The sequence below is a fragment of the Saccharopolyspora aridisoli genome, from assembly GCF_004348445.1.
In the GTDB taxonomy this organism is placed as follows: Bacteria; Actinomycetota; Actinomycetes; order Mycobacteriales; family Pseudonocardiaceae; genus Saccharopolyspora; species Saccharopolyspora aridisoli.
Genome location: NZ_SMKV01000031.1, coordinates 1 through 13,665, shown reverse-complemented (window position 1 = coordinate 13,665; position 13,665 = coordinate 1). Strand labels below are relative to the sequence as shown.

Below are 13,665 nucleotides of genomic sequence, written 5' to 3'. Positions count from 1 at the left end.
GTGACCGGGGTTTCCCGACGCCAGACGAGGAACCCCGGCCCCAGGCCGCTCTTGACCGCTGTCCAGGAGAAATCCCTTGGCCCTCATGACCTATCGCCAAGCGCTGCACGACACCCTCCAAGAGGAGATGCGGCGCGACGAGGACGTGCTCCTCATCGGCGAAGAGATCGGAGTCTTCGAAGGCTCCTACAAGATCACCGCCGGCCTGCTCAAGGAGTTCGGCGAGAAGCGCGTGCGCGACACCCCGATCGCCGAAGAGGGCTTCGTCGGTGCGGCAGTCGGCGCCGCGATGCTGGGCCTGCGCCCGGTGGTCGAGCTGATGACGATCAACTTCTCGCTGGTCGCGCTCGACCAGATCGTCAACCACGCCGCCAAGATCTACGGCATGTTCGGCGGCCAGACCAGCGTCCCGATGGTGCTGCGCACCCCCGGTGGCGGCGGTCAGCAGCTGGGCGCCACCCACTCGCAGAACATCGAGCTGTACTACGCGTTCGTGCCGGGCCTGAAGGTCGTCGCGCCGAGCACGCCCGCCGACGCCAAGGCGCTGCTGCTGGCCTCGATCCGGGACGACGACCCGGTGCTGTTCCTGGAGAACCTCGCGCTCTACAACACCAAGGGCGAGGTCCCGGACGTGGCGGAGACCGCCGAGATCGGCAAGGCGAAGGTGACCCGCGAGGGCACCGACATCACGATCATCGGCTACTCGCGGATGGCCGTGGTCGCGCAGCAGGTCGCCGAGGTGCTGCACGACGAGAAGGGCATCAACGCCGAGGTCATCGACCTGCGAAGCCTGCGCCCGCTGGACCGCGACACCGTGGTGCAGTCCGTGCGCAAGACCGGCTGCGCCGTGGTCGCCGAGGACGACTGGCTGACCTACGGCATCGGCGCGGAGATCGCGGCCTCGATCTCCGACGGTGCCTTCGACTACCTCGACGCCCCGGTGCGGCGGGTCGCGGCGGCCGAGGTGCCGCTGCCCTACGCCAAGCCGCTGGAACGTGCCGCCCTGCCGTCCGCGGAGTCGCTGACCACCGCCGTTCACCAGACCCTGGACGCGGTGGGCCGCCGCCGCTGAGTCCCGTGCTCACCCGAGGAAGACGATGACTGACATTCAGATGCCGAGGCTCTCCGACACCATGGAGGAGGGCGTGATCGCGAACTGGCACAAGCAGGTCGGTGACAAGGTCGCGCGCGGCGAAGTGGTGGCCGAGATCGAGACCGACAAGGCCCTCATGGAGCTGGAGGCCTACGACGACGGGGTGCTGGAGAAGATCCTGGTCGAGGCCGGCACGACCGTTCCGATCGGGGAGCCGATCGCGGTCCTCGGCGACGGTTCCGGTTCCGCCGCCGAGGCGGCTCCGGCGTCCGCCACTCCCGCTCCGGCCGCCGCCGAACCCGCGGCCGAGGAAGCGCCCGCGGCTCCGGCCCCGGCCGCTGCTGCGGTCGAGGCCGCGGCTCCGTCCGGGAGCAAGCCGAAGGCTTCGCCGCTGGCCAAGGCCGTCGCCAAGGAGAAGGGCGTGGACCTGGGCACCGTGCAGGGCTCCGGTCCCGGTGGGCGCATCATCCGCGCCGACATCGAGGCCGCGGCCTCGGCGGCTCCCGCCGAGCCCACCCCGGCTCCCGCCGCGCAGGCCAGCGCTCCGGCCGTCGTCAACGACGACGTCGAGGAGATCCCGCTGTCCAACATCCGGAAGGTGACTGCCAAGCGCCTGACGGAGAGCAAGCAGAACGCGCCGCACTTCTACCTGACCAGTGCCATCGACGTCACCGAACTGCTGGAGTTCCGGGCGAGCCTCAACGAGCGCCTGCAGTCGGCCGGTGGCCCGAAGATCAGCGTCAACGACCTGATCGTCAAGGCCGTGGCGACTTCGCTGCGCGCCAACCCGGCGGTCAACGTCTCCTTCGCGGGCGACAAGATGCTGCAGCACAAGCGCATCAACCTCGGCGTCGCCGTGGCGATCGAGGGCGGCCTGGTGGTGCCGGTGGTCAAGGACGCCGACCACAAGAGCGTCTCACAGATCGCCACCGAGAGCCGCGAGCTGGCAGGCCGGGCGCGCGAGGGCAAGCTGAAGCTCGACGAGATGTCCGGTGGCACCTTCTCCATCTCCAACCTGGGCATGTTCGGCATCGAGCAGTTCAGCGCGGTGATCAACCCGCCGGAGGCGGCGATCCTGGCGGTCGGCGCGGCCCGCGACGAGGTCCAGGTCCGCGACGGGGAGTTCGTGGCCCGCAAGATCCTGCGCGTGACGCTCTCGGCGGACCACCGCGCCGTCGACGGCGCGGTCGGTGCCGCGTTCCTGCAGCAGTTCACGTCGCTGCTGGAGGACCCGATCCGCATCATCGCCTGATCCTCCCCACAACCGAAACGGCCGTTGCCGACCTCCGTGGTCGGCAACGGCCGTTTTCGCATTCCGAAACAGCATGTGGTGCATAGGAATGCTCATTCCGCGCCCAGGTAACAATCGTCCGCGAAATGGAGGTACCGCCGATCGGGGTGCGTTGCTGGCCATTCATCGCCACCACCTCGGCTGATTCGGTTGATGTCGACGCCGTTCTTCGGATCGTGCGTGATGTCCACCGCTGTCACGATTCCCGGCCCGACCCACGGATTGTGGTCGCTGTCCCGAGATTGGTGCGACGCATCACCGATGGTGCCGTCGCTGGCCTTGTTCCGCTGCGGGAACGCCGCGTCGAACTGAGCGAGCAGTGTTTCCGAGCCTTAGTGATCTCACTATCGTTCTCACGGAAATGGCCCTGGAGAACATCACTCGCTTGGACAACTCCCGCCCCGGATTCCGGCCGAACGCTCGGCCGATGCGCGACAAGGGGAGGGCAGTCCGCGACCCGGTCGCCATCAGCCGCCCGGACGGCGCCTGCACGCTGTTCGCGATCGGCCGGGACGGTGACATGGTCACCGCTCACCAGCCCGAACCGGACTCCCCGTGGGAGCCCTGGACGGACCGGTCGACTCGCTCAAGGCGTGACGATCGGCTCGCGCGCGATGCCCTCAGCCGTCGATGAAGCCCATCGCGCACGTTGGGCGAGTCAGGACAGGGCTTCGAGCAGTTTCGGGGTGAGGTGGTCGAGGGCGTGGGGGATGCTGGAGACGGTTGCCGAACCCAGCGCCATGGTGAGGTCGTAGTCGTCGAGCAGTACCAGCGAACCCCGCTTGGCGGACGGGAGGTTGTTCAGCAGCGGGTCCTCGCGGACCGCTTCGACGTCGGTGGCCTTGGCCGTGGTCACGATGACGACGTCGGCGTCGAGCAGCGAGACCTGCTCCTTGCTGACCTTGACGTTGAACTTGCCGCCGCTGCTCATGCCCTCGATCGCCGGCGACAGGCGCAGCCCGAGCTGCTCCAGCAGCGCGGTGCGGGCGTCCTGCTTGGTGTAGGCCGCGTAGGTGCCCGCCGCGTCGGTGCGGACCACGACGTGGGTCTTGCCCTCGAAGACCGGGTTGGCCTCGCGGGTGTCGTCGATGCGGGCCTGCGTCCTGCCGAGGAGGTCGGCGACCTCGGCCTGCTTGCCCAGGGCCTGACCGATGGTCTCGGCCTGCACCCGCCAGTCGACGCCGTAGTCGATGGAGTTCGGCGGCTGAGCCACGACCGGGGCGAAGCTGCTCAGCCGGTTGTACTGCTCCTGCGTCAGCGCGCTCTGCAGCGCGATGGTTGCCTCGGGTGCCAGGGCGATGACCCCCTCGACGTCGACCTCGCTGCCGAAGACCTTCGGGCGCTGACCGCCCAGCATGGGCTCCACCCACGGGCCGACGCCGCTCTCCCACGGGCCCCACTTGGTCAGGCCGGCCGGAATCACGCCCAGCGGCAGCAGCACGTCGTGGTCGGTGATGCCCAGGGTGACCACGCGCTGCGGTGCTGCCTGGATGTCGGCCGCGCCGTAGCGGTTGGGGATGCGGACCGGGAAACCTGGGCCGGAAGGCGCGTTCCCGCTCGGGTTCGCGCCGCCGCTGCTGCCGCACGCGGCCAGGCCCGCCGCAACGAGTCCGGTCGCGCCCATCAGGAAGCCCCGACGGCCGATCACGCTGGGGGGAGGAGTCATAGCCGAGTCCTTGTTCGTTCGTCTTCGGGCACGCCCGAAGCAGCATTTGAAGAGAGGCTAACCTAACTCGGGCGTCGATCGGCCGGTGGTCGATCGGTGAACCTGCTCACCGGCCACGCAGTACGGTGGTTCGAGATCGCCGATCACGGGAGTCTTCGACATGAGTTCGTTCGCCGCCGGATTCCGCGCCCTGGGATCCGGAACGGGCATCATCCTGCGCAGTCCGAAACTGCTCCTGCTCGGCGCGATCCCCGCTCTGATCAGCGCGTTGCTGCTGCTCGCAAGCCTGGGAACGCTGATCTACTTCAGCGGTGACCTGACCAGCTGGATGACCCCGTTCGCCGACGGCTGGGCCGACTTCGCCCGCAAGGGGCTGCGCGTCCTGCTCGGCGTCGCGCTGGTGGGCGCGGCGGCCGTGCTGGGATCGATCTCGTTCATCGCGCTCACCCTGCTCATCGGCGGACCGTTCTACGAGCACATCGCCGAACAGGCCGAGGAGCAGCTCGGGCTGGACACCTCCGACGATGGCGCCGGATTCGCCCGCCAGCTCGGCAGGGGAGTGCGGGACTCGCTCAAGCTCGTCCTGGTCGCGCTGATCGGGGCCGTGGTGCTGCTGGTCATCGGATTCGTCCCGGTCGCGGGGCAGATCGCGGGCGTGGTGCTGGGCGCGCTGTTCGGCGCGTGGGTGATCAGCCTGGAGATGGTGGGCCTGGTGTTCCAGCGGCGCGGACTCGCCTTCGGCGAGCGCCACCGCAGCCTGCGCGAGCACAAGGCGATGACGCTCGGTTTCGGCCTGCCCGCCTACCTGCTGTGCCTGGTGCCGGTGCTGCAGCTGGTGGTCATCCCGGCCGCCGTGGTCGGCGGCACGATCCTGGCCCACCGCGTTCTCGACGCACGTCCGGGTGCCGTCACGCCGAGATGACCCCCGGCGCGGGACCGGCCCACCAGATCGGGGCCGGTCCGAGCGCGTTCCCGCCGGTCAGCTGGCATCGGGGAGCAGTTGCGGGGCCGGGGACGGGTGGGCGACGAAGTGCGCCGTCTCCTCGTGGTCGGTGGAGCGGACCAGCTCGGCGAAGCCGTGCTTGTAGAGCAGGCGGAAGCGGTGCTCGCCGACGTCCGGCTCTGGCACCTCGCCGTACTGTCGGGCCGCGTGCGCCAGCGCGGGGACGTCGAGCCGGTAGCCGCGGTTCACCGCCCAGTGCTCCTCCCCGGCAATGCTGATCAGCTCCGCCTCTGCTCCCGGCCGGTCTGGCGTACGTGTGCTGTGAGGTTCGGACCTCCAGCACTTACCGAGCGGTTGCTCCGGGGTGATGTGGGGGTTCATCCGGCGGCTTAGAGTCGGTGCCGTGACACAGCCGGTTCACCCTGATGATGCCTACCTGCGCGCGGTCGCCGCAGCCACTGAGAGGGCCGTGGCCTCGGCCGAGCCCCTGCGGTCCGCGCACGCCGGTGCCGATGAGGCGCTGCTCGCCGAGGTCGAGCGGTGGGTCACCGAGCACGGTGGCGACCTGCTCGGGCTGAGCCACGACCTGCACGCCGATCCGGAGGAGGCCTACGCCGAGCACCGGTCGGTCGCGCGGGCCGCCGAGCTGCTGCGGAACTTCGGCCACGACGTCGAGGTCGGCGTGGGCGGGCTGAGCACCGCCCTGCGCACCGGTGTCGGCGCGGACGGGCCGCACGTGGCGGTGCTCGCCGAGTACGACGCGCTCCCCGGCATCGGGCACGGCTGCGGGCACAACATCATCTGCTCGGCCGGTGTCGGTGGATTCCTCGCCGCGGCCACCGCCGTGGGGCGAACCGGCGGCCGGGTCAGCCTGTTCGGCACGCCCGCCGAAGAAGGCGGCGGCGGCAAGGAGCACCTGGCCAGGGCAGGGGTTTTCGACGACGTCGACGCCGTGGTGATGCTGCACCCGTTCTCGCACGACATCGCGACCCATCCGTTCCTCGGGCGGAGGCAGGTCGAGGTCGTCTTCCACGGCGTGGCCGCGCACGCCTCCGCGCAGCCGTTCATGGGTCGCAACGCGTTGGACGCGGTGGTGGCCACCTACCAGGGCGTGGCGGCGATGCGTCAGCACATGCCCTCCACCGATCGCATCCACGGCGTGATCACCGACGGCGGCAAGCGCCCCAACGTCGTCCCGGACCGGGCCGCGGCGCTGTTCTACGTGCGCTCCGCCGAGCCGGGCTCGCTGCAGGACCTCGCGCAGCGGGTGGAGTCGATCGCGCACGGCGCTGCGGCGATGACCGGCTGCGGTGTCGAGCTGCACTGGGACCGCAACCCCGCCTACCTGCCGATCCGGCACAACGACGCGCTCGCCGCCCGATGGGCGAGGCACCAGGCCAGGCGCGGTCGCACCTCGCTGCCTCGCGGCATCGTCCCGGACTACCTGACCGGTTCCACCGACCTGGGCAACCTCAGCTTCCGGATGCCCGCCATCCACCCGATGATCGGCCTGGGTGATGCGAACCTGTCGCTGCACACCGAAGGCTTCGCCGCGGCAGCCGGTTCCGCCGCCGGCGACGCGGCGGTGATCGACGGTGCCATCGGGCTCGCGCTGACCACAGTGGACTACATCACCGACGGTGCGCTGCGGGACGCGGTGCGTGACGAGTTCGACGCCGCCGGCGGGCCGCTGGACGTGCCGAACTACTTCAGCTGACCCGTTAGGGTTTCGCCGTGGACGAATTAGTGCGGAACGCGACGGCGCGGCTCCTCGATTCCGGGAACGTCGCCGCGCTCATCGCCGGGGTGATCGCATTCGCCCTGGTGCTCAACCGCGGGACCTGGCTGCCGCTGCGCAACGTGGTGACCATCGCCCACGAGGGCGGGCACGCGGTGGTCGCGCTGCTCAGCGGCCGCAAGCTCAACGGCATCCGGCTGCACTCCGACACCTCCGGGCTGACCGTCTCGACCGGCCGCGCGCACGGGCCCGGGATGGTGTTCACCCTGCTCGCGGGCTATCCGGCGGTGTCGCTGCTGGGGCTCGGCGGCGCGTGGCTGGTCACCTCCGACCGGGCGCGGTGGATGCTGTGGGGTTCCATCGCGCTTCTGGTGCTGGTGCTGCTGGCCGTGCGCAACGCTTACGGCGTGCTGTCGGTGCTGGTCACCGGAGGTGCGCTCGGAGCGGTGTCGTGGTTGGCGAGCCCGCCGTGGCAGGCGCTGTGCGCGGCGCTGGTGTGCTGGTTCCTGCTCGTCGGCGGACTGCGGCCGATCAGCGAACTGGGGCGGAAGCGGCGACGCGGACGCGCCGGGGATTCCGACGCCGACCAGCTGGCGCGGCTCACCGGGATCGGCGGGGGAGCCTGGATGTTCCTGTGGTTCCTCATCGGATTCGCTTCGCTGCTGGTCGGGGGGTTCTGGCTGCTGCTGATGCCGCAGGTGTGACGGCTCGTCCGAAGAGATGGCTCGAAGCCGTTCCCACGTGTGCGTCAGCACGATTCGGTTGCCCAGGCGCGGGTCGTCCAGCAGCATCGCAGCGTGACGACTGCGGAAGCTTTAGGTGGCGAGTTCGAGCTGGGCGGCGGCCTGGCGCTCAACCGCGTCGGGTTCGGCGCGATGCAGCTGGCGGGACCGGGCGTGTTCGGCCCGCCGAAGGACCGGGACGTGGCGATCGCGGTCCTCCGGCGCGCCGTCGAGCTCGGCATCGACCACATCGACACCAGTGACTTCTACGGGCCGTGGGTGGTCAACGAGCTCATCGCCGAAGCTCTGCACCCTTACTCCTCGAACCTGGTGCTGGCGACCAAGATCGGCGCCTACCGCGACGACAAGGCGAACTGGCTGCCGCTGAACCACCCGGCCGCGCTGCGGTCCCAGGTGCACGACAACCTGCGCCGGTTGCGGGTCGAGGCCCTCGACCTGGTCTACCTGCGCGACATGGGCCCGCAGGACGGCATCGCCTTCGCCGACCAGGTCGGCGCGCTGCACGAGCTCAAGCAGCAGGGCCTGATCCGCACCATCGGTTTGTCCAACGTGGCACTGGATCACTTCGAGCAAGCGCGGGCGATCACCCCGATCGCTTCGGTGCAGAACCTCTACAACGCGGTCAACAGGACCTCCGCCGCCCTGCTGCGCGCCACCGCCGAGGCGGGCGTTGCGTTCGTGCCGTTCTTCCCGCTGGGCTCCGGTTTCGCCGACAGCCGGGCGCGCGGCGACGATGCGCTGAAGTCCATCGCGGGCAAGCACGGCGTCACCCAGGCGCAGGTGTCGCTGGCGTGGCTGCTGAACCGCTCCCGCAACGTCCTGCTGATCCCCGGCACCTCGTCTGTCGAGCACCTGGAGGAGAACGCCGCTGCCGGTGCGCTGACCCTCGACGAGAACGACACGACGCAGATCGACGCGCTGGTCGCCGACGGGGAAACGCTGGAAGGAGCGCACTGATCAATGGCCGTCGATCGATTCTGATGGACGGCCTTGACGTCCTGGTGGTGCTCGCCCGGTATCCTGCACGGGTGCGCGCCACCGGGTGCGCGAGCAGATCGATTTCGCTTCGCCAGGTAGACGCTGACGGACGGGTGAGATGAGCGAGGGAGATCCGGTCGGACCACCGCCGGAGTCCGAGTGGCGGGCCGATGTCGCGCGCCGCTGGACCGCCGAACTCCGAGCCACTTCCTACCTCCCCCTCCCCCCTGAAGAGGTCGAGGCGTCCCTCGCGGAACTGCTGGACATGGTCGTGCTCGCGCTGGGCGACAGCTCCCAGGTCGTCGAGACCGGTCGTGCCGTGGGTGCCCGGCTCGTCGAAATCCGCGCCACCGGCGAGGAAAGCCTCTCGGTGACCCTGAGGGTTCTCCAGGACGCGCTGCTTTCGGACGGCACGAAGGTCGACGCGCTGCTGTCGGTGCTCACCGAGATCGCCGCCGGGTACGCCGCGGCCGACCGCGAGAGCACCTTCGCCCAGCAGGAGACGCTGAACAAGGCCCTGCTGACCTCCAAGCTCAAGACCGACCGCGAGCTCAAGGCCAGCGAAGCGCGCTTCAGCGAGGTGTTCACCTCCACCCCGATCGGCGTCGCCATCAGCGACCTCGAAGGCCGCTTCGTGCAGGTCAACCCCGCTTTCGAGCAGGTGCTCGGGTACCACGCCGACGACCTGGTGCCGATGACCATCGACCGGCTCTTCCACCCCGAGGACGCCGAGTACCTCCGGGCCTCCTACCGCGAGCTGATCGACGGCGCGAACTCCAAGCGGATCAGCGACCGCAAGCGCCTGGTGCGCGCCGACGGCCAGGCCGCGTGGTGCTACCTGGGTGTCTCCGCGCTGCGCGGGGCCGATGGGGCGCCGAGCGGTGTGGTCACCATGGTCGAGGACATCACCGAGCTGCACCTGCTGCAGGACCGCTTCCAGCACCAAGCGCTGCACGACGCGCTGACCGGGCTGCCCAACCGCGGGTTCTTCCACACCCGCTTGGAAGCGGCTCTGGTCAACCTGCCCCAGGACGCCCGGCTCGCGCTCTACCAGCTGGCGCTGGACGGCTTCGAGCTGATCAACGACGGGCTCGGCTACCCGGTCGGCGACCAGCTGATCAGGACCGTCGCGCGCCGGCTGGAGAACCTCGTCGAGGACGAGGAGGCGCTGGTCGCGCGCTTCGGCGGCACCGAGTTCGCACTGCTGGTCTGGGAGCAGGCCGAAACGCCTCCGGTCCCGGTGATGGCACAGCTGATCAACGAGATGCTCGCCGAACCCGTCTACGTCGCCGGACGCGGCATTGCGGCCTCCGCCAGCGTTGGCGTGGTGCAGCGGGTCGTGGAGGATGCCGACGCGGCGAACATGCTGTGGGCGGCGGACGTCGCGCTGCGGCGCGCGGAAGCCGCGGGCAAGCGGCAGTGGGCGCTGTTCGACCCCGACCTGGCCCCGGAGGAGCGCGAGGAGAGCCAGCTCGCGGCGATCATGCCCGGCGGGCTGGAGATGGGTGAGTTCGACGTCGTCTACCGCCCGCAGGTCCTGGTCCCCGGTGGTGAACTCTGCACCTTGGAAGCCGAGTACCGTTGGGACACGGATGATTTCGGCATCATCGAGCACGGCGACTGCCTGCGCCTGGCGGAGCGCTCCGGTGTGACGCTGTCGATGCGCGACTGGATGCTGCAGACCGCTTGGCAGCACCTGGGGGAGTGGCACGATGCCGGCCACGAGGTGCGGTTGTCGGTGTCGTTGAGCCCCGACCAAGGCCGCGACCCCGACCTGGCGGCCGTGGTGCACCGGGTGCTCGACGGATCAGAACTCGATCCGTGCTGGCTGCGGCTGTGCATGCCGATCGCCGCGATCAGCGGGAACGAGGAGGCGCGGGACAACCTGCGGCACCTGAGCTCTCGCGGCGTCAAGGCGTCGTTGCACGAGTTCACCGGCTCGCCCGGCGAACTCCGGTTGCTGCGCGAGATGCCGGTGGACTCGGTGCGGTTGTCGCGCGACCTCGTCCGCCTGGTGCACGAGGCCGAAAGTCCGGACGTGCCCGAGATCCAAGCCCTCCGCGCCCTGATCTCGCTGATGAACGGCGTGTGGTTGTGCGTCGACAACGTCGAGACGCAGGAGCAGCTCGCCCTCTGGCGCGAGATCGGCTGCTCCGTCGTCGCGGGCCCGCACATCGGAGAACCTCTCCTGTCCTTCGACGTCCCGGACAGCCTCAACCGCGCTTGACCAGGCCGCGAACGGCGAAGGCTCCCACCGCGCTTCCTGCGGTGGGAGCCTTCGCGTCAGGGGTCAGTTCTGGTAGATGGGCTGGGTCTGGGGGTTGAACTCCTCGTAGCGGACCTTCTTGGCGGAGTCGGTCCGCTCGTCCCGCAGGTCGAGGACGTCCAGGCCCTCCTGGATGCCGCTGGAGTAGATGTGGCCGTTGTAGTAGTACGCCGACCACGAACCCGCCACCTGCAGTTCGTTCGGGTTGAACGCTGAGCGGTCGAAGTAGGCGATCTCCTGCGGCTTGGTGGAGTCGGTGAAGTCGAACACCGAGATGCCGCCCTGGTACCACGCCTGGACCATGAAGTCGCCGCCCGCGACCGGGATCAGCGATCCGTTGTGCGCCACGCAGTTCTCGGTGTCGGCCTGGTGGCGCGGGATCTTGTAGTAGCTCTTGAACGCCAGCTTCGAGTCGGCGCCGGAGCCGGTGATGTCGTAGATCCCGTTGGCACCGCGCGTCGGTCCGGTGGCCTCGTTGCAGGTCGCGGCACCGCCACCGCCGAGCTCGTCGGTGAAGATGACCTTGGTGCCCTCGTTGTTGAACGTGGCGCTGTGCCAGAACGCGAAGTTCGTGTCGTCGCGGACCTGGTTGATCACGCGCGGGTTCTCCCGGTCGGAGATGTCGAACAGCACGCCGTCACCCATGCACGCGCCCGCCGCGAGGTCCTTGGACGGGAACACCGTGATGTCGTGGCAACCGCTGGTCTCGCGAATGCCGTCCGGCTGACCGGGGTTGCCGCCGTCCGGGAACAGCACGGGAGCGTTGACCAGCTCGGGAGCGGCCGGGGTGGCCAGCGGCACCTTGATGATGGAGATCTTGTCGTGCGGCGGCTGGCAGTTCGGGAACTCCGCCCTCGGGCCGTAGGACGAGACGTAGAGGTACACGGCCTCGCCAGCCTCGTCCGGCACGAGGGTGTGGGTGTGCGAGCCGCAGTCGGTGGCGATCGCCGAGACGTAGCGCGGCTTGGCCGGGTCGCTGACGTCGAAGACCTTCATGCCTTCCCACCCGTTGGGGTCGGCGGAGTCGGTCTCCTCGCTGGTGCAGGTGTTGTTGCTGCGCGGGTAGTCCGTCGAGACGAACAGCAGGTTGCCCGAGATGGACATGTCGCCCTGCCCGCCGGGGCACTGCACCTGCGTGATGATGCGCGGCTTCTTCGGGTTCGCGATGTCGTAGACGACGAAACCGTCGTAGTTGCCAACGTAGGCGATGTTCTGCTTGAAAGCGATGTCGGTGCCGTAGGCGTCCAAGGTGTTGAAGGGCGCCTGCTTGGGCAGGTTCGCCACGTGATCGATGTTCTCGCTCTTGTCGATCTCGGAGTTCGGTGCCGCGACCTGCTGAGCGGAGTACTGCTCGGGACCGTCGCTCGGCGGTGTCGCGGCCGTCGCGGGTGCGAGCGATAAGCCCAGCACCAGCGCTCCGATGGCCGCGCCCAGCGCGCGCCTCCGGCCGGTGGACTGAGGGATCAAGACCGATCAACCCCCTGGTTCGACGAAGTCGCCGCCGCCCCCTGGGCAGCCGTCGACAGCGGTTTCGGACAACCGCACCTGCCCAGTATCGTGTTGCCAGATTCTAGTCGGAATAGGCTTTTTCGGCAGTTTTTTCACGGTTTTCCCAGAAGGGACGACGATGTTGCGGATGTCGCTAGGCGGAATTGCGCTGGCAGCGGGCGTGCTGGCGGGGTGCGCGGCGGAGCCGCCCGCGCCGTCCGGTCCGCCGGTCGTGCTGCCCGGCGCCCCGGGCGACCAGCCGCAGGTCGTGGCCAGCGCGGCCCCGGATCGCGGTGGGGCGAGCCAGACCGAGGTCGACTACCTGCGCAACATGATCGCCCACCACCAGCAGGCGTTGGAGATGACCGCGCTGACCGCCGAGCGCGCGCAGAACCCGAAGCTGCGGGCCCTGTCCGACCGCATCAGCGGCGCGCAGGGCCCGGAGATCGGGATGATGCAGGGCTGGCTCAACACCCACGGTGCCGAGCACGCCGGGCACCACGGCCACGACCACGCGATGATGCCGGGCATGGCCGCGCCGGAGCAGCTGGCCCAGCTGGGGGCTTCGCGCGGCGCCGACTACGACCGGCTGTTCCTGGAGTTGATGATCGCTCACCACGAGGGCGCGGTGACGATGGCGACGCAGCTGCTGTCCACCGGCCGCGACGAGCAGGTCCACGAGATGGCCCAGGACGGCCTGGTCACCCAGCAGGACGAGATCGCGACGATGCGAGGTCTGCAGGCCGAGGTCGGGTAGCCGCTGTTCGAGAGCGGGCTCAGCCGACGCTGCTCCTCCGGTGAGGGCAGCCGCGGGGCCGTGGGATGGCGTGCACCGTGGGGTCCACCGCTCTTCCCGTGCGCTACCGGCAGTGCCGAGCGAATCCCCGGGCAGTCCTCAGGCCTTCAGCGCGGCCTGCACGATCGCGAGGGCATCGGTCTTCGGGATGCCCAGCGCTTGGGTGATCTGCGCGTACGTCGCCGCCGCTTCGGCCGCGCGCGCGGCGGCCTGGTCGCCCGCATCGCTGACGAAAGTGCCTGCCCGGCCGCGAGTTTCGATCAACCCGGTCTGCTCGAGCTCGCGGTAAGCCTTCGCGGCGGTGTTCGCCGCGATCCCGAGCTCGGCGGCCAGCGCTCGCACGGTCGGCAGCTTCGCCCCGACCGCCAGATCACCGCTGGTGATCTGCTCGGCGATGCTCGACCGCACCTGTTCGAAGGGCGGCACATCGGAGTCCGGATCCACGCTGATCCGCATGCGTTCACCATCCCGATTCGTACGACATGACGCCATGGCCGCCCTCAGTATCGGCCCCGACCCATCCGAACCTCCTCCGGGGCCCACGCGACACCCGAACTCCAGTGGAAATCAGGACCCGGATCCCAGTGGGAATCGGGAACACCACCTCGGGACGTGACCTTCGGAGGTGGTGTCCCCGATTCCCACTGGGATCCGGGTCCTGAT

Annotated in this window: 12 protein-coding genes; 8 read left to right on the top strand and 4 right to left on the bottom strand. The window is 69.4% G+C overall.

Annotated elements, in window-relative coordinates; genetic code table 11:
* Positions 1-85 precede the first annotated feature (85 nt).
* The gene (locus E1161_RS20830; RefSeq protein ID WP_408012005.1) at positions 86-1,072 is read left to right on the top strand and encodes an alpha-ketoacid dehydrogenase subunit beta; all 987 of its coding nucleotides are present in this window, start codon (positions 86-88) and stop codon (positions 1,070-1,072) included.
* 25 nt (positions 1,073-1,097) lie between these two features.
* Positions 1,098-2,345, top strand: a complete 1,248-nt coding sequence (locus tag E1161_RS20825; RefSeq protein ID WP_235875179.1) for a pyruvate dehydrogenase complex dihydrolipoamide acetyltransferase — start codon at positions 1,098-1,100, stop codon at positions 2,343-2,345.
* Positions 2,346-3,042: 697 nt separating this feature from the next.
* Here the strand turns inward: E1161_RS20825 and E1161_RS20820 are convergent.
* Positions 3,043-4,050 carry an iron-siderophore ABC transporter substrate-binding protein gene (locus E1161_RS20820; protein WP_132625867.1) on the bottom strand — a complete coding sequence of 336 codons (1,008 nt, stop codon included), beginning with the start codon at positions 4,048-4,050 and terminating at the stop codon, positions 3,043-3,045.
* Positions 4,051-4,210: 160 nt separating this feature from the next.
* Here E1161_RS20820 and E1161_RS20815 point away from each other — a divergent pair, with 160 nt between their 5' ends.
* The gene (locus tag E1161_RS20815) at positions 4,211-4,972 is read left to right on the top strand and encodes an EI24 domain-containing protein (protein WP_132625865.1); all 762 of its coding nucleotides are present in this window, start codon (positions 4,211-4,213) and stop codon (positions 4,970-4,972) included.
* Positions 4,973-5,029: 57 nt separating this feature from the next.
* On the opposite strand, the gene E1161_RS20810 is transcribed toward E1161_RS20815, so the two are convergent.
* Positions 5,030-5,242, bottom strand: coding sequence for a hypothetical protein (locus E1161_RS20810; protein WP_207920327.1), 213 nt, complete (start codon positions 5,240-5,242; stop codon positions 5,030-5,032).
* Positions 5,243-5,396: 154 nt separating this feature from the next.
* Here E1161_RS20810 and E1161_RS20805 point away from each other — a divergent pair, with 154 nt between their 5' ends.
* From E1161_RS20805 to E1161_RS20790, 4 genes are all read left to right on the top strand, one after another.
* Positions 5,397-6,710 (top strand): M20 family metallopeptidase, encoded by a 1,314-nt coding sequence (locus tag E1161_RS20805; RefSeq protein ID WP_408012004.1) that lies wholly within the window; start codon positions 5,397-5,399, stop codon positions 6,708-6,710.
* Between the two features lie 17 nt (positions 6,711-6,727).
* Positions 6,728-7,435, top strand: a complete 708-nt coding sequence (locus E1161_RS20800) for a M50 family metallopeptidase (protein ID WP_132625861.1) — start codon at positions 6,728-6,730, stop codon at positions 7,433-7,435.
* Between the two features lie 93 nt (positions 7,436-7,528).
* A complete protein-coding gene (locus E1161_RS20795) occupies positions 7,529-8,431 on the top strand; it encodes an oxidoreductase (RefSeq protein WP_132625859.1) in 903 nt (300 codons plus the stop codon).
* Positions 8,432-8,570: 139 nt separating this feature from the next.
* A complete protein-coding gene (locus E1161_RS20790; protein ID WP_132625857.1) occupies positions 8,571-10,679 on the top strand; it encodes a putative bifunctional diguanylate cyclase/phosphodiesterase in 2,109 nt (702 codons plus the stop codon).
* A 63-nt stretch (positions 10,680-10,742) separates the two neighbouring features.
* On the opposite strand, the gene E1161_RS20785 is transcribed toward E1161_RS20790, so the two are convergent.
* The gene (locus E1161_RS20785; RefSeq protein ID WP_132625941.1) at positions 10,743-12,182 is read right to left on the bottom strand and encodes an LVIVD repeat-containing protein; all 1,440 of its coding nucleotides are present in this window, start codon (positions 12,180-12,182) and stop codon (positions 10,743-10,745) included.
* A gap of 172 nt (positions 12,183-12,354) precedes the next feature.
* Between E1161_RS20785 and E1161_RS20780 the strand changes: the two genes are divergently transcribed.
* On the top strand, positions 12,355-12,963 hold the full coding sequence (locus tag E1161_RS20780) for a DUF305 domain-containing protein (protein WP_207920326.1): 609 nt from the start codon (positions 12,355-12,357) through the stop codon (positions 12,961-12,963).
* Between the two features lie 138 nt (positions 12,964-13,101).
* Here the strand turns inward: E1161_RS20780 and E1161_RS20775 are convergent, their stop codons facing one another.
* The gene (locus E1161_RS20775; RefSeq protein ID WP_132625853.1) at positions 13,102-13,458 is read right to left on the bottom strand and encodes a GntR family transcriptional regulator; all 357 of its coding nucleotides are present in this window, start codon (positions 13,456-13,458) and stop codon (positions 13,102-13,104) included.
* Positions 13,459-13,665: the final 207 nt, after the last annotated feature.